This window comes from Methylobacterium sp. D53M, assembly GCF_053345625.1.
In genome coordinates, this window is the sequence record NZ_JBKFAL010000009.1 from 1 (window position 1) to 13,830 (window position 13,830).

The 13,830-nt window shown below is 72.8% G+C and carries 18 protein-coding genes; 9 read left to right on the forward strand and 9 right to left on the reverse strand.

Going from position 1 to position 13,830, the window contains the following annotated elements; all coding sequences use genetic code 11:
* Positions 1–597, reverse strand: a 597-nt coding sequence (locus ACLBYG_RS14775) for a nucleotide sugar dehydrogenase (protein WP_447681932.1), incomplete at its 3' end; no start/stop codon positions are given.
* A 406-nt stretch (positions 598–1,003) separates the two neighbouring features.
* On the opposite strand from ACLBYG_RS14775, the gene ACLBYG_RS14780 reads away from it, so the two are divergent.
* From ACLBYG_RS14780 to ACLBYG_RS14795, 4 genes are all read left to right on the forward strand, one after another.
* Positions 1,004–1,225 (forward strand): DUF6894 family protein, encoded by a 222-nt coding sequence (locus ACLBYG_RS14780; protein ID WP_020091195.1) that lies wholly within the window; start codon positions 1,004–1,006, stop codon positions 1,223–1,225.
* A gap of 100 nt (positions 1,226–1,325) precedes the next feature.
* Positions 1,326–1,553, forward strand: a complete 228-nt coding sequence (locus tag ACLBYG_RS14785; protein ID WP_020091196.1) for a hypothetical protein — start codon at positions 1,326–1,328, stop codon at positions 1,551–1,553.
* Positions 1,554–1,871: 318 nt separating this feature from the next.
* Entirely contained in the window at positions 1,872–2,177 is a 306-nt protein-coding gene (locus ACLBYG_RS14790; RefSeq protein ID WP_447681933.1) for a hypothetical protein, read from the forward strand.
* 172 nt (positions 2,178–2,349) lie between these two features.
* Complete coding sequence (locus ACLBYG_RS14795; RefSeq protein ID WP_447681934.1) at positions 2,350–2,658, forward strand: hypothetical protein; 309 nt, start codon at positions 2,350–2,352, stop codon at positions 2,656–2,658.
* Positions 2,659–2,689: 31 nt separating this feature from the next.
* Here the strand turns inward: ACLBYG_RS14795 and ACLBYG_RS14800 are convergent, their stop codons facing one another.
* Positions 2,690–3,715: a glycosyltransferase family 2 protein gene (locus tag ACLBYG_RS14800; RefSeq protein ID WP_447681935.1), complete on the reverse strand. Its 1,026-nt coding sequence runs from the start codon at positions 3,713–3,715 to the stop codon at positions 2,690–2,692.
* 206 nt (positions 3,716–3,921) lie between these two features.
* Here ACLBYG_RS14800 and ACLBYG_RS14805 point away from each other — a divergent pair, with 206 nt between their 5' ends.
* The gene (locus ACLBYG_RS14805; protein WP_447681936.1) at positions 3,922–4,788 is read left to right on the forward strand and encodes a glycoside hydrolase family 16 protein; all 867 of its coding nucleotides are present in this window, start codon (positions 3,922–3,924) and stop codon (positions 4,786–4,788) included.
* Between the two features lie 303 nt (positions 4,789–5,091).
* On the opposite strand, the gene ACLBYG_RS14810 is transcribed toward ACLBYG_RS14805, so the two are convergent.
* Together ACLBYG_RS14810 and ACLBYG_RS14815 are read right to left on the reverse strand one after the other, a co-directional pair.
* Positions 5,092–5,322 carry a hypothetical protein gene (locus ACLBYG_RS14810; RefSeq protein ID WP_020091201.1) on the reverse strand — a complete coding sequence of 77 codons (231 nt, stop codon included), beginning with the start codon at positions 5,320–5,322 and terminating at the stop codon, positions 5,092–5,094.
* A 54-nt stretch (positions 5,323–5,376) separates the two neighbouring features.
* On the reverse strand, positions 5,377–6,114 hold the full coding sequence (locus ACLBYG_RS14815; RefSeq protein ID WP_427508512.1) for a sugar transferase: 738 nt from the start codon (positions 6,112–6,114) through the stop codon (positions 5,377–5,379).
* A 211-nt stretch (positions 6,115–6,325) separates the two neighbouring features.
* Here ACLBYG_RS14815 and ACLBYG_RS14820 point away from each other — a divergent pair, with 211 nt between their 5' ends.
* Entirely contained in the window at positions 6,326–6,478 is a 153-nt protein-coding gene (locus tag ACLBYG_RS14820) for a hypothetical protein (RefSeq protein WP_020091203.1), read from the forward strand.
* Positions 6,479–6,652: 174 nt separating this feature from the next.
* Positions 6,653–7,729, forward strand: coding sequence for an acyltransferase family protein (locus ACLBYG_RS14825; protein ID WP_447681937.1), 1,077 nt, complete (start codon positions 6,653–6,655; stop codon positions 7,727–7,729).
* A 20-nt stretch (positions 7,730–7,749) separates the two neighbouring features.
* On the opposite strand, the gene ACLBYG_RS14830 is transcribed toward ACLBYG_RS14825, so the two are convergent.
* Complete coding sequence (locus ACLBYG_RS14830; RefSeq protein WP_447681938.1) at positions 7,750–7,971, reverse strand: DUF6894 family protein; 222 nt, start codon at positions 7,969–7,971, stop codon at positions 7,750–7,752.
* Between the two features lie 540 nt (positions 7,972–8,511).
* Here ACLBYG_RS14830 and ACLBYG_RS14835 point away from each other — a divergent pair.
* Positions 8,512–9,546 carry a glycosyltransferase family 2 protein gene (locus ACLBYG_RS14835; RefSeq protein WP_056524932.1) on the forward strand — a complete coding sequence of 345 codons (1,035 nt, stop codon included), beginning with the start codon at positions 8,512–8,514 and terminating at the stop codon, positions 9,544–9,546.
* A gap of 4 nt (positions 9,547–9,550) precedes the next feature.
* The gene (locus ACLBYG_RS14840) at positions 9,551–10,483 is read left to right on the forward strand and encodes a glycosyltransferase family 2 protein (RefSeq protein ID WP_091675696.1); all 933 of its coding nucleotides are present in this window, start codon (positions 9,551–9,553) and stop codon (positions 10,481–10,483) included.
* On the opposite strand, the gene ACLBYG_RS14845 is transcribed toward ACLBYG_RS14840, so the two are convergent.
* The 4 genes from ACLBYG_RS14845 to ACLBYG_RS14860 are packed head-to-tail and all read right to left on the reverse strand — an operon-like array spanning position 10,480 to position 13,529.
* Positions 10,480–11,301 (reverse strand): heme ABC transporter ATP-binding protein, encoded by an 822-nt coding sequence (locus tag ACLBYG_RS14845; protein ID WP_447681939.1) that lies wholly within the window; start codon positions 11,299–11,301, stop codon positions 10,480–10,482. The two genes, ACLBYG_RS14840 and ACLBYG_RS14845, sit on opposite strands and share 4 nt — an antisense overlap.
* 12 nt (positions 11,302–11,313) lie before the next feature.
* The gene (locus ACLBYG_RS14850; protein WP_447681940.1) at positions 11,314–12,357 is read right to left on the reverse strand and encodes a FecCD family ABC transporter permease; all 1,044 of its coding nucleotides are present in this window, start codon (positions 12,355–12,357) and stop codon (positions 11,314–11,316) included.
* A gap of 24 nt (positions 12,358–12,381) precedes the next feature.
* Positions 12,382–13,260: a heme/hemin ABC transporter substrate-binding protein gene (locus tag ACLBYG_RS14855; RefSeq protein WP_447681941.1), complete on the reverse strand. Its 879-nt coding sequence runs from the start codon at positions 13,258–13,260 to the stop codon at positions 12,382–12,384.
* Positions 13,257–13,529 (reverse strand): hypothetical protein, encoded by a 273-nt coding sequence (locus ACLBYG_RS14860; protein ID WP_447681942.1) that lies wholly within the window; start codon positions 13,527–13,529, stop codon positions 13,257–13,259. Before ACLBYG_RS14860 ends, ACLBYG_RS14855 begins: the two co-directional genes overlap by 4 nt.
* Positions 13,530–13,830: the final 301 nt, after the last annotated feature.

Sequence of the window (13,830 nt, forward strand, 5' to 3'; positions counted from 1 at the left end):
GCTCATCGCGACGATCGGCGCCGCGTTGAGGTAGAGCGGGCGGTAGATCTGCTCCATGACCGCCACGGCCCGCGGCTCGTCGGTGCCGACGACGATGCGGTCGGGGCGCTTGAAATCGGCGATGGCCGCGCCCTCGCGCAGGAACTCGGGGTTCGAGACGACCGCGAACTGCGCCTCGGGGTTGGTCTCGCGGATGATGCGCTCGACCTCGTCGCCCGTGCCCACCGGAACGGTCGACTTGGTCACCACCACCGTGAAGCCGCGCAGCGCGCGCGCGATGCTGCGGGCGGCCGCGTAGACGTAGCTCAGGTCGGCGAAGCCGTCGCCGCGGCGGGAGGGCGTGCCCACCGCGATGAAGACCGCGTCCGCCTGACCGACCGCCGTCTCCAGGTCAGTGATGAAGGACAGGCGGTCCTGGCGGACGTTCTCGGCGACAAGGGCCTCGAGGCCCGGCTCGTAGATCGGCATCCGGCCGGCATTCAGCGCGTCGATCCGGCCGCGATTGCTGTCGACGCACACGACCGTGTGGCCGAAATCCGCAAAGCACGCGCCAGAGACCAGACCGACATAGCCCGACCCGACCATCGTGATGTTCATGGAATCCTCGCCGCGATCGCACCGACGCTCGGGTCTACGGCGGCCCGACAGGGCCACCAACATCATATCTTAGGCGTACGCGGCTCTGCCGATCGGGCGTAGCGGCGACGATTCGGCCCGACCGGCCCGACCCCGCCGCGGCCCGTCCCGAACCGGCAGCCGGGCCGCCCCGAACCGCGCCTTACATCGCCATCCGGCCATGGCGGCGGCCGGGCGGCTACGCCATTCGGCTGATCCGGCGGCGCCGGTCGACGATCGCGCGAACATTTTCCCGGCGCATCACCCGAATTGTCAAAGACAGGCTGCTTTTTCCCGACCGCTTTGTCCGGGAGCGCGAACGGCTAAGATGCTAACACCGGTCTATAGAACTGAACTCCCCGAAGAGTTCCGGCGGAGGAGAACCCTGTTGGCGGCGCGTTTCTACTTCGAGATCGCAAATGCCGAGGAGACGATCCACGACCACGTGGGGGTCGAGGCCGCTGGCCTCGAGGAAGCCCTGATCGAGGCGCGTAGCGTGATCGCCGAGATGGCCGACGAGATTACGGGAAACGGCCGGGAGCCGCCCTGGACCCTCCTCGTGCGCAACGAGGAGGGCTGGCTGGTCGGCCGCCTGCCCATCCGGAAGTGACGGCCCGCGCCGCTCGGACGGCGCGGGGGTGCGGCCATTAAGATATCGTTAACGGATCGTCCGGAGGATCGGCTGAGCCCTCGAACCGTGGCCATCCGGAATGCCCCTCTCCCAGAACGTCCCGCACGCCGCCCGCCAGGCGGACGCGATGGCTGCCCAGATGGCGCTGGCCGCCCACGCGCTGCGGATGCGCGGCGATGTCGGGACCGCCGAGTCGCTCCTCGCGATGGCGCGACACAACCGGATCCTCGCGCTCAAGCTGCGGATCGCGCAGGATCTGGCGCCGGGCCAAGACCGCGCCGAGCGCCGGGCCACCGCCGGCCGTTAACGCCGCGCGCGATCGGCCCGGGACGGTCACGGAGCCCGCGCCGCACGCGACGGGACGCGTCTCACCACCCGAGCCGGGCTCACCCGGACCGGCCTGCCGGCGGTCCGTTGATCACTGTGGCGAGGATTGCTGGCGGGCGCGGCGCCCGCGCACGTCGTGTCGGCGCTCCGACCGGGCACCGACCGCCCCGCCGGGGACCGGCCCCCCGGTCGACGGGAATCAATGCAGAATCCACACCACCGATCATCGGCGCGGTTGGCGCCGAATAAAGTCCGTGATAGTGTAAAAAACTAACATCCGACAGGAAATTCAGTCGTCGTGTCGCCCCCGGACGCCGGACATTCTAAGGTCAGCACGACCCTGGCGCTGGACATGGTGGGGCGCGCCTACCTGGCCCTGGCGCTCCTCTACGAGACGGCCCATCCGGGAGAGTTCGTCGACGTTCAGCAGAAGATCCGCGCGTTCGTCGAGGACAATTTCCGCATCATCCAAGAGACGAGCCGCGACGAGAGCCTGACAACCGGCACAGTTGACGGCGCCCTTCACCTTGTGAACAGCGTTTTGGTCGAGGTCGAGACCAAGATCGCCACAATGATCCGGCCGACGCGGCACCTGCGCGGCTAGACGAGACCTTGAACTGGCCCCCGCTATTCAGTGACTGTTGCAGTCGAGCCATGGCGCGCGGATAAACGGCCCCGCGCCATAGGGGATCGAAGATTGCAATGGCTCCCGACGTCGACAGTCTTAGGTGGGCATGTTACCCGGCGGACGGGGCAGCAATAAATTATCAAGCACGATGATGGGCAGCGATGATTGCGATCGGGGGGCGCGCAGCGCGGATGTCGCGCTCGAGGTTCTCGTCCGAGCCTATCACGCTCTCGCGGTCGTCTACGAGTTGTCCAGTCCCGGTGCCTACACGGCGCTCCACGGCAAGATGATGCCCTACCTGCTGGACAGCTTCCGTCACGGCACGGCGCCGGACGCCGTCGATCCGGACCTGGACGCGACGGTCTCGACGGCCCTGGAGCGGGTCCGCAGCGCGCTGGACGAGGTCCGGTCCGACGTGGCGGCCGTGCGGGCGCGCAGGGAGGAGCGCGACCGCTGACGCGCCGCTGTCGGCCCGGCCCAGCGCCGGCTCAGCGCGCCGGCTCGAGGCGGCGCTCCGGTCCGAGGAGCAGGCGCGGACCGGTCTCCCGCTCCGGCACGGACGCGGGCACGAGGCGCGCGAGCTTGTCCGCCAGGGTCACCGACAGGATGTGGCGCCACGCCAGGGGCGTGCCGAGCAGCTCCCGCAGGGCCGCCGCGTAGCCCTGGGCGCGCCGCCGGTCGAGTACGCGCCGGTGCTGCCAGCGCCGCGCCGTGGCGGCGCGGTGGGCCCGGAGGGCCGCCCGCGCCTCCGGGGCGAGACCCGGCCGGCCCAGCATGGCGTCGTCGAAGGCCAGCATCGCCCCGAGGTCGTCCGTCCGGTGCTGCGCGCTCAGCGAGTTCGACCGCTCGACCGCGACGTAGCCGCAGGGCGCGGTCACGGCGAACACCGCCCCGGCCGCCAGCGCCTCGACGTAGAGGGCGTAATCCTCCCCGAGCCGCAGGCGCGCGTCGTAGCGCAGCCCCTGCCGGTCCAGGAAACCCCGCCGCATGATCGGCTTCAGGAAGCCGAGCTCGCGCCGGCTCGCGCCGGGACGGGGGATGTTGCCGGTCACGAAGGCCGCGAGGGTGAGCCGCTGCGGCCGCCCCGGTCCGGTGACGAGGCCGGCGGCGGAGGCCGCCTCGCGGCCGCGGACCATGACGATGTCGTCGGCGATCAGATCCCAGGTCCGGGGCGCGGAGAGGAGCCGGCCGAGCCGGCCCTCGAGGAAGTAGTCGTCGGCGTCGAGGATGCAGAGCAGCGGGGCGCGGGCGGCCGCGATGGCGCGGTTCCGGGCCTCGGCCGGCCCGACATTCTCGGTGAGCCGGATAACCCGCAGGCGGCCCGTACCGTCGTCGACCGCCGCGGCGGCCGCGCCGGTCGGGTCCGCGGAGGCGTCGTCCACCACGATGACCTCGGCGACCTCCGGCTGCCGGAGCGCCGAGGCGACGGCGGTCGCGATCGTGTCCGCGGCGTCCCGGGCCGCGATGATGACGCAGACCTCCGGGACGGGGGACGAGGCCTCTAAGCTGCGCACCGGACGACTCCGCGACTCTCCGGCCGGTCCGCGCCGCGGCCGGTCCGCCGGCACGGTAGGGCGACCCCGGCGCGGCGCGCGAGATCGTCCGAAAGGAGTGGGCCGGCCCCGGGCCGGATCGTCCGAATGATCCCCGGCCGGAGCCGCCCCCGCCGCTACGATGCGCGCCGCCGCGATCCTGCGGCGACTGGTTTGAGGACGTGCGCATGACGATCTGGTCCGGCCCGGGCCGCCGCCTCTGCGTGGCGGCGACGCTTCTCCTGCAGGCCTATCCCGCGAGCGCGGGCGAGACCGCCGCGCCGCCGGCCGCGGCCCAGGCCGCCTCTCCCGCCTCTCCCGCCGCGGCCCAGGTTGCCCAGGGCGGCGCATCCTTCGTGGAGCTGTTCAGCACCCTGAACGAACGCCGCTGGTACGTCTCGGACGGCTGGGTCAACGGCGACTGGCAGGGCTGCACGTGGTCGAAGCACCGCGCCCGGATCGCGACGCCCGGCGAACTCTCGCTGTCCCTGACGGACATCACCTACAAGGAGCGCCCCTTCAGCTGCGCCGAGATCCAGACCCGCGAGCGCTACGGCTACGGCACCTACGAGGTCCGGATGCGGGCCGGCACCGGGTCCGGCATGGTCTCGGCATTCTTCACCTATAACGGCCCCGAGAACGGCGACCGGCGGACGAACGACGAGATCGACTTCGAGTGGCTCGGCAAGGACACGAGCAAGGTCCAGCTCAACTACTTCGTCGGCGGCGTCGGCGAGCACGTCAGCCTCGATGCCCTCGGCTTCGACGCCGCGACCACCACCGCGGACTACGCCTTCGAGTGGCTGCCCGACCGCCTGCGCTGGTACGTCAACGGACGCCTGCTGCGCGAGGTCGTCGGCACGCCCGACCGGCCGCTTCCCTCCCATCCGAGCAAGATCATGCTCAGCGTCTGGTCGGGACAGGGCCCGGACTTCGCGTCGTGGCTCGGACCGACGGAGTATTCGGGACAGCCGGTCACCGCGCTGTTCGAGCGGGTCGCGTTCACCCGGATGGGCGATCCGTGCGGCTTCAAGGAATCGATCGTCTGCCGCTAGCCGCACCGGCGGGCGGACGCCGCACCGGCGACCGCCCCGGGCATCGGACCACATACGACACCGCACCGGGCTCCGGACACCGGACCCGACACCGGGCCGGGCTAAATCTTAACGTCTCCGCGGCAGGCTGGGCCCTCGAACGCGCCCGGAGCCACGCGATGCATTGGTCGAGCCTCGTCATCGCCGCGTACGCCGCCGGCTTCGTGGAGTTCTGGCGGCTCTGCCTTCAGGCGCCGGCCGCCGAGGAGGATCCGGCCTGACGTGTCCGCTTCGCCGCGCCGGGCCGCACCGGGCCCGGACGGCTCACCGCTCGTTGGCGATGGGCCGCAGCAGGGCGCCGAGCAGGAAGGCCAGTTGCCCGCAGACCAGCAGCGCCGTCCCGCGCCGCAGGCACGCGCCGGCGCTCAGGTTGTAGACGAGGAGGCCGTAGCCGACCTCGGCCGCGACGATCGGGACGAAGACCAGCAGCCGCCAGACCGAGCCGAAGCGGCCCAGCATCACGCCCAGCAGGGCGTTGAGCATCATGCCCTTCATCGGCGCGCTCCGCGGCGGGCGCGGCGGGCGCGGCGCGGCCGACCGGTCATGGCCCTAGCGGCTGCCGCGCTGGCTCAGCACGGCCGGAACCGTCTTGAGCAGGATGGCGAGGTCGCGGCGAAGGCTCCACTGGCTGGCATAGGCGCAATCGAGGGCGACGCGCTCGGCGTAGCCCGTGTCGCTGCGCCCGGAGACCTGCCAGAGGCCGGTCAGGCCCGGCGGGACGGAGAAGCAGGCGGTGAAGTCGGCGCCGTAGCGCACGACTTCCGCCTGGACGATCGGCCGCGGCCCCACGAGGCTCATCTCGCCGCGCAGCACGTTCCAGAGCTGCGGCAGCTCGTCGAGGGACGTCTTGCGCAGGACATGGCCCAGCGCCGTGACGCGGGGATCGTGGGTGAGCTTGAAGGACGCCTCCCACTCCGCCCGGGCCTCGGGATTCTCGGCGAAATGCCGCGCCAGCACCGCGTCGCCGTCCGCGACCATGGACCGGAACTTCAGGCATCCGAAGGGGCGTCCGTGCCGGCCGAGGCGCTTGTGTCGGAAGATCGGCGACCGGCCGTCGCTGCCCCAGATCAGCAGGGCGATGAACAGCAGCAGGGGCAGAAGCAGGAAGAGCGCCGTCAGTGCGATCGTCGCGTCGAGGACGCGCTTCATCGCCCAGCTCGCCCGGAGGCCGGGGCCGGCCTGCCGCGGGGCCGGCAATGTCTTGACCAACGCCTCGTTCAGCGTCTCGACCATATCCTGCGGCGTCGACGACTCGATCGGCGTCGGGGTCCCAGCCGGGCGCAACATGTCGGCTCCTTGACTCGGGGTGAGACGGGATCGGAACTTGCGGAGCGACGTGCGCAGCCGGCCGGTTCGGCCAGCCTCGCCGCAGCCGGCTTCGGCGGCGCTCGGCCGGTCCGAAGGGGCGTCGATCGCAGGCGGAACCCTTGCGACAACACTGGGCCCACGACCGGTTCGGCAACAAGACGGCCGCCGATCCATCAATGGAGGTAAGGCGTTGCTGGTCGTGCTGGTGTTCGCTGCACTGATTGGAGGAGCGATCGGTTTCGCGGTTGTTCTACCGAAGGGGTTCCTGCTCGCGCTGCTGGCCGCCCAGGCCGGGGCGGCCGTCGCCGTCGGCCTCGTCGTCCTGCTCATCCGCCGCCGCTGACGGCCCAGCCGGGCGGCGGGACCGCTTTCGGGGAGGTCCCGTCCGCCGATCGAGGTAAGGGCCCCCGCGCGGGGGCCGGTCTAAACCGGGCTGCCCGGCCCTCCCGGCCGGACCCGGCCGCGCGGGCGCGTTCTGCCCCGGCGCGGCGCGGTCGATCACCGGACAGGACGCGCCGTGGCCCCTTCAGAGCGCCGCATCAACGGGTTCGACGGCCTGCGGGCCCTGGCGTTCCTGATGGTCTTCGTCAGCCACAAGGCGCCGAGCCCGAGGACCGAGGCCCTCGGCACGGCCGGCGTGTGGCTGTTCTTCGTCCTGAGCGGCTTCCTGATCGTCCGGATCCTCGCCGCGGCCCGCACGGCCGTGGAGGTGGGCGCGTCGACCCCGCTCGGCAGCCTCGGGCTGTTCTACCGGAATCGCGTCGCCCGGATCGTGCCGGTCTACTACGTCTTCCTGTTCGTGCTCTACACGGTCCGGCCCGGCGACCCGGCCAGTCTCGGCAACGACGCGTTCAAGCTCGCGACGTGGTTCTACGTCACCAACATCTACATCGAGCTGAACGGCTGGGGCACCGAGCTCGGCCATCTCTGGAGCCTCGCGGTCGAGCAGCAATTCTACCTGCTGTTCGCGCCGGCGGCCCTGTTCCTGCCGCGGCGCCACCTCGGCACGCTGTGCTGGCTCCTGGTCGGGATCAGCGTCCTGGCGCACGGTGCCCTGTGGCGGGCGGGCGCCGCGCCGCGGTGCTTCGACGTCGACACCCTGGCCAATGTCGGACTGATCGCGCTGGGCGGCCTCGCCGGCCTGCGCACCCGGCCGCTCCCGGCCTGGCTCGCCCACGACGCCGCCCTGGCCGGCGTGCTGGCCCTGTTCGTGGCCCTGCCGCTCCTGATCGCGCCGACCGGCTGGTGGCTCGTTCTCGGCCGCCTCAGCGGCGTCCTGGCGGCGCTGCTGCTACTGCAGGTGGTCGAGGCGCGGGAGGGCCGCGCGGTCGCCCTCCTGGAGATCCCGTGGCTGCGCCGGATCGGCGTGATCAGCTACGCCGCCTACCTGTTCCACGTGCCGCTCCACGCGGAGCGGGTGCTGGCCCTCGTCGGCCTCGACGTCGCCGGACCGCGCTCGGTCTCCATGGCGCTCGACCTGATGCTGACGCTGCTGCTGGCCGAACTGTCGTGGCGGCTCCTGGAGCGGCCCGCACGCCGGCTGCTGCGGGCCCCGCGCCGGCGGGTCGGCGCCTCCGCGCTGGTCGGCCCGTAATCCGCTCGCGCGTCCCCGGCTCAGCCCTTGATCGGCACCCGGCCGACCTCCGCGCCGGTGGCGTCGCGCACGACGAGCGTCCACGCGCCGGCCGGTCCCGCGACCTCCAGTTCACCCGCCATTTCGTCGATCACGCTGCGGGCCTCCGCGAGCGCCTCGGCCACGTCCGCGGCTTCCACGCCCTGCGCGTCGCGGATCGTCTCCTCGCCGTTCTCGATGTCGAAATAGAAGCGACTGGGCACTCATCTCCTCCCTGATTTCCGCCCTCGGGAGGGCCCTCGGATACTACCTACGTAGTTCGCCCACGTCCGACAATGCTCAGTAGGAGACATAAACCTTAACAAACATCAAAACTGTTTTCGTTGGTTGCGTTGCAATAATGTCGAGATTCCGGCCAAATAATCCATTATAGGTATCGCCGATCACCCTTGCGGCCGCTTCGGCGATGGCGGCGCGCGGTGACGGGCCTCAGGGGCGTTCGACATGGCAGCCTCCGGCGATTCGAGCCTCAAAAAAGATTCTCCTGCCTCGGCGGAGAGAAAACAAAAATTGCGCGCCCACGTCCGGACGATTCTGGCGAAGGGCCTCAGCGTCCGGAATTCCCGCCCCGCGGGCGACACAGCCCCCGACACGCACTGACCTGTTCCGGCCGTCGGGGCCATCCCCCGCAATGGGAGGGGATGGCGGCCGCCCTACGCCCTTTGAGCGTCGTGCGCGCCGATCGCTTCCGGCCAAAGTCGGGGGCGGTCTCGGAGGCCGCGCCCGGCGGCCCAGGAAGCGCGATGGCGGATCAACTCTTGTCCGATGCTCGGGGCACCTTCGTGGATGTCTCGTTCATCATGGCCGCGCACGATGCGGCGCCCTGGATCGAGACGGCCATCCGCTCCGCCCTCGCCCAGACCGGCGTCGCCGTGGAGGTGGTGGCGGTCGATGACGGCTCGCGGGACGGGACCGCCTCCGTGCTGGCGCGCCTGGCGGAAGCCGATCCGCGGGTCCGCGTCATTCCTCTCGCCGATGCCGGACCGGGCACGCCCCGGGGCCCGTCGAGCGCCCGGAACGCGGCGCTGAACGCCGCCCGGGGCCGGTGGATCGCGATCCTCGACGCCGACGACCTGATCCTGCCCGACCGCACCCGGACCCTGCTCGATCTCGCGCTCGCGGCGGATGCCGACATCGTCGCCGACAACCCGATCCCGTTCACCGACATGTTCGACCCGCAGGGTCCGGGGATGCTGGAGGGGGGCCGGGAGCCGTACCTGTTCGAGATCGACCTCGCCAAGTACATCGCCAGCAACCAGCTGCTCAGCCGGGTGACCAAGCTCGGCTACCTCAAGCCCATGATGCGCGCCGAGATCCTGCGCCGGCACGGCATCCGGTACGACGAGGGCGTCCGGATCGGGGAAGATTTCCTGCTGTGCCTGGAAGCTCTCGCGGCGGGGGCGCGGTTCGTGGTCACCACCTACGCGGGCTACGGCTACCGGCGCGGGCCCACCTCCCTGTCGCACCGGCTGCGCCAGGCCGACATCGCGCGCCTCGACGCGGCCTTCGCGGCCCGGGCCGAGCACGGCCGCCTCGCCGAGGCGCGGTCGCGCTCCGCCGAGATCCGCCACGGCAGCCGCGCCTACCGCGACGGCCTCGCGGTGACGCGGCTGATCGCCCAGGTCATCGAGGCGGCCCAGGCCGGCCGCTGGCGCGCGGGCGCGACCCTGGCGCTCCGGCATCCCCGGATCTGGCGGTTCCTGGCCGCGACGCTGCTGGCGGCGGCGGGCAAGCGCCTGCGGCCGCGGCCGCACGCCCACCCGATCGGACAGAGGTAAGACGATGCGCCTGTGCATCTGCATCTGCACCTGCGAGCGGCCCGTGGGGCTGGCGCGCCTGCTCAAGGCCCTGGACCAGCAGCGGCTCGGCAGCCTCGCCGAGACCGCCCTGCGCATCCTGATCATCGACAACGGACGCAGCCGCGCCGCCGTCCCGGTGGTGGAGGCCTACCGGGCGACCGGCCGCTTCCCCGTCACCTACGCCCGGGAGGAGACCCGCGGCCTCGCCGCGGTCCGCAATCGCAGCCTCGCGGAGGCCTCCGCGGCCGGCGCGGACTGGGTCGCTCTGATCGACGACGACGAGTTTCCCGACCGCGACTGGCTCCACAACCTGCTCGAGACCGCCCTCGCCGCGGGCGTCGCGGCCTGCGTCGGGCCGGTCGTGCCGTTCTTCGACCGGGTTCCGCCCGCCTGGGCGGCCGCCGGGGGCTTCTTCGCCAAGCGCCTGCCGGTCCGCGACGGCTACGTGGAGGACGGCTACACCGCCAACGCGCTCCTGGACCTGCGGGTGATCCGGGCGCTGGGCCTGTCCTTCGACATGCGCTTCAACACGATGGGCGGCGAGGACACGTTCTTCTTCCGGGCCCTGATGCTCGCCGGGCACCGGATCGCCTGGGCCGAGACGGCCGTGGTCTACGACAGCATCCCGACGCACCGGATGCGGGTGCGCTGGCTGCTGGCGCGCTGGTACCGCAGCGGCAGCGTCGAGGCCTATCTCGGCCGGCTCCGCCCGGAAACCGTGGGCGGCCGGCTCGCCAACGCGGGCCGCGGCTTCGTGCGCCTCGGCGGCGGCCTTCTGCGGCTCGGGATCGCCGGCCTGTCTCTCAGACCGGCGACCCTGATCGGCGGCGGCTACACGCTGTGCCGGGGAGCCGGCCTGCTCGCGGCCGTGATCGGCCTGAGCTACCGGGAATACCACCCGTCGCGCTATCGCTAGCCGCGCCGACCGGGCGCGCCCCGGTGCGGTAGCAGGAAGGGCTGGCCGCCCGGCGGCACCCGCCCGACCGGCCAGCGGACGCCGAAGACCTCGGCGATGAGGTCGTCGGTCAGGACCTCGGCCGGCCGCCCGCCGGCGACCAGCCGGCCCCCGTCCAGCACCAGCAGCCGGTCGGCGTAGGCGGCCGCGAGGTTGAGGTCGTGGAGGATCGCCACCACGGCGACGCCGGTCGCCGCCAGCCCGGCGGCGGCGTCGAGCAGCGCGCCCTGGTGCCGGAGGTCGAGGCTCGCGGTCGGCTCGTCCAGGAACAGCACCTGCCGGTCCGCCACCGTGCGGCCGGCCTCCAGCTGGCAGAGCGCGCGGGCGAACTGCACCCGCGCCTGCTCCCCGCCCGAGAGGGTCGGGTAGGCCCGGTCGGCGAGATGCGCCACGTCGGCCCGCGCGAGGGCCCGAGCCAGGATCGCCGCCCGGTCGCGGGCCCCGAGGCCCCGGCCGATGCCGTCGAGGCCGATCCGGGCGACCTCGGCCGCCGCGAACGGGAAGGCGAGGCGCGCCGCCTGCGGCAGCACCGCCCGCGTCGCGGCGAGGCGCCAGGGCGGGATCGTCGCCACGGGCGCACCGTCATAGGCGACACTGCCCCGGGTCGGGCGCAGGGCGCCGCTGAGCAGGCGGACGAGGGTCGACTTGCCGGCCCCGTTGGGGCCGACGATCACCTGCAGGGTGCCGCCCGCCACCGCCAGGGAGACGTCGCGCACGAGGTCGCGCCCCGCCACCGTGACGGTCAGGTCGCGCGCCGTGAGCAGGGCCGGATCAGACATTGTCAGACATCGTCAGATATCGTCCGGTCGCACCCGGCCGAGAAGCAGCCACAGGAAGACCGGCGCGCCGACCAGCGCGGTGACGATCCCGATCGGCAGCTCGGCGGGCGCGGCGACGCGGCGCGCCACCACGTCGGCGAGGACCAGGAAGGCGCCGCCGAGGAGCGCCGAGGCCGGCAGCAGCAGCCGGTGCCCCGGGCCGATCAGCAGCCGCAGGGCGTGCGGCACCACGAGGCCGACGAAGCCGATCACCCCCGCCGCCGCCACGCTGGCGCCGACCGCGACCGCCACCAGCACGATGCAGGCGCGCTTCAGCCGCTCCACCGGGACGCCGAGATGGAACGCCTCGGCCTCGCCGAGGACGAGGGCGTTCAGGCCGCGGCCGAGGAGCGGGACCGCGGCCAGCACCGGCAGGATCAGCGGCGCCGAGGCCGCGACCTTGGACCAGGTGGCGCCGCCGAGGCTGCCCAGGGACCAGAAGGCGAGATCGCGCAGTTGCCGGTCGTCGCTGACGAAGGTCAGCAGGCCGGTCAGCGCGCCGCTCAGCGCCCCCAGCGCGATCCCCGCGAGCAGCATCGTCGCCACCGCGGTGCGCCCGGACCGGGTGGCGAGGGCGTAGAGGATGAGGGTCGCGCACAGGCCGCCGAGGAAGGCTCCGGCCGGCAGCGCGGCGTAGGGCAGCGGCCCGGGAAGCCCCAGCCCGGCGAGGATCCGGTCGCCCAGGACGATGATCACCGCGGCCGCGAGCCCCGCCCCCGACGAGACCCCGACCAGCGCCGGATCGGCCAGGGGGTTGCGGAACAGCCCCTGCATCAGCGCCCCCGAGACCGCCAGCCCGGCCCCGACCAGCAGCCCCAGCAGAGTGCGGGGCAGGCGGATCGAGAGGATCACAAGCCCGTCGCGGGCGCGGGCCGGATCGCTCCCCTCCCCGATCAGGACCGCGAAGACCCGGTCCGGCGGGATGGGGATCGCCCCGAGGCTCACCGAGAGCAGGGCGGCGGCGAGCACCAGGGCCGCCAGGACACCCAGCACCCAGGGCGCCGCGCGGCGGCTCACGCGCCCCGCCCGCCGCCGCGCGGCTCAGTCACGCGGCAGGTCCGGGTAGAGCGCCCGCATCAGGTCGGTGGCGGCCTCGGGCGTGCGCGGCCCGAAACCGAGGAGGTAGAGGCCGTCCATGGCCACCAGCCGCCCCCGCGCCGCCGCCGGCGTCTGGCCGAGGGCCGTGCCGGGGGCGAAGATGCTCTCGGACTTCGGCGGCTCGGGACCGTTCTGCATCATCACCACCGCGTCGGGGGCGGCGGCCACGATGGCCTCGTCGGTCATCGGCTTGAAGCCCTCCAGGCCCGCGGCCGCGTTGACGATGCCCGCCAGGGCCAGGATGCCGTCCGCCGAGGAGCCGGTGCCGCCGACGACGGTCCGGCCGCCCTGGACCGACAGGACGACGAGGGCCCGGGCCGCCCGGGCGATCCGGGCGCGCCGGGTCGCGAGGTCGGCGAAGCGCGCGCGGACCTCGGTCTCGAGCGCCTCGGCCTCGCGCTCCAGGCCGGCGAGGCGCCCGACCGTCTCGATCTTGTCCAGCACGCCCTCGGGATTCGGCGGCTCTGTCACCGTCTCGACGCGCAGCCCGGCCTCGCGCAGCTGCGCCAGGACGGCCGGCGGCCCGGCCCCCTCGGCGGCGATGATCAGGTCGGGCTGCTGCGCCAGAAGGCCCTCGGCCGAGAGCGCCCGCAGGTAGCCGACACTCGGCTTCTCGCGCAGCGCTTCGGGCGGGTAGAGGCTGGTCGTGTCGACCGCGACGATCCGGCCGCCGGCGCCGAGGCGGTAGAGGATCTCGGTGACGGCCCCGCCCAGGGCGGCGATGCGGGTGGCCGCCTGCGCGGCGGCGGCGCGCGGGGCGAGCGCCCCGGCCGCCGCGGCGGCCAGGAGCGCGCGGCGCGACAGATGGCCGGGGGGGCTCATCGGGTCAGCGTCGGCGCGGCGCCGGCGGTCAGCCGCAGGCGACAGGCGTGATCGCCGTGGCGGTTGACGATCTTGCCCGCCGCCTCGGAACGCGCGACCGGCCGCGTCGCGCCGGACCCCGCGCGCGTGCCGCCCGGCACGCGGCGATGACCTTCTCCTTCGACACACGACATGGACCGGTCACTCCAGATCTGTTCTTTATAAATTTTCAAATGAGAGGATCGCGACGACAGAAACGCAGCGTATCGGCAATCGATCGCGGACGCCACCCCGCGAAAAGGTCACGGTTTTACTTCGCTGACCGGCCTGAAAAAGGGGCCTATGTCATTTTCCAGGCCAGGATATCGTCGCGCGCGTACCGGCAGCCGATTCCGGGCGGCGGACACTGGTACAGGCGGCTCCGGTCCACGGCTCCGGCGGCCCGCCCGACGGCGTGGCCGGGACGGAACGGGCCTTCGCTGCGCCCGCTCGGGGGGAGCGCGGCACGCCGAGGTCCGACCCTCGTCCTGAGGTGACGCGTCGCGGCCCCGGCGGAGAGCTTCTTCGAGGCGGCCGCCGGGCGACCGCACC

Coding starts and splice junctions, on each gene's coding strand:
- ACLBYG_RS14795 (WP_447681934.1), top strand. CDS start 2,350: ATGATGGGCAGCGATGATTGCGATCGGGGGGCGCGCAGCGCGGATGTC.
- ACLBYG_RS14805 (WP_447681936.1), top strand. CDS start 3,922: ATGACGATCTGGTCCGGCCCGGGCCGCCGCCTCTGCGTGGCGGCGACG.
- ACLBYG_RS14855 (WP_447681941.1), bottom strand. CDS start 13,260: ATGAGCCCCCCCGGCCATCTGTCGCGCCGCGCGCTCCTGGCCGCCGCG.
- ACLBYG_RS14845 (WP_447681939.1), bottom strand. CDS start 11,301: ATGTCTGATCCGGCCCTGCTCACGGCGCGCGACCTGACCGTCACGGTG.
- ACLBYG_RS14840 (WP_091675696.1), top strand. CDS start 9,551: ATGCGCCTGTGCATCTGCATCTGCACCTGCGAGCGGCCCGTGGGGCTG.
- ACLBYG_RS14835 (WP_056524932.1), top strand. CDS start 8,512: ATGGCGGATCAACTCTTGTCCGATGCTCGGGGCACCTTCGTGGATGTC.
- ACLBYG_RS14815 (WP_427508512.1), bottom strand. CDS start 6,114: ATGTTGCGCCCGGCTGGGACCCCGACGCCGATCGAGTCGTCGACGCCG.
- ACLBYG_RS14810 (WP_020091201.1), bottom strand. CDS start 5,322: ATGAAGGGCATGATGCTCAACGCCCTGCTGGGCGTGATGCTGGGCCGC.
- ACLBYG_RS14785 (WP_020091196.1), top strand. CDS start 1,326: ATGCCCCTCTCCCAGAACGTCCCGCACGCCGCCCGCCAGGCGGACGCG.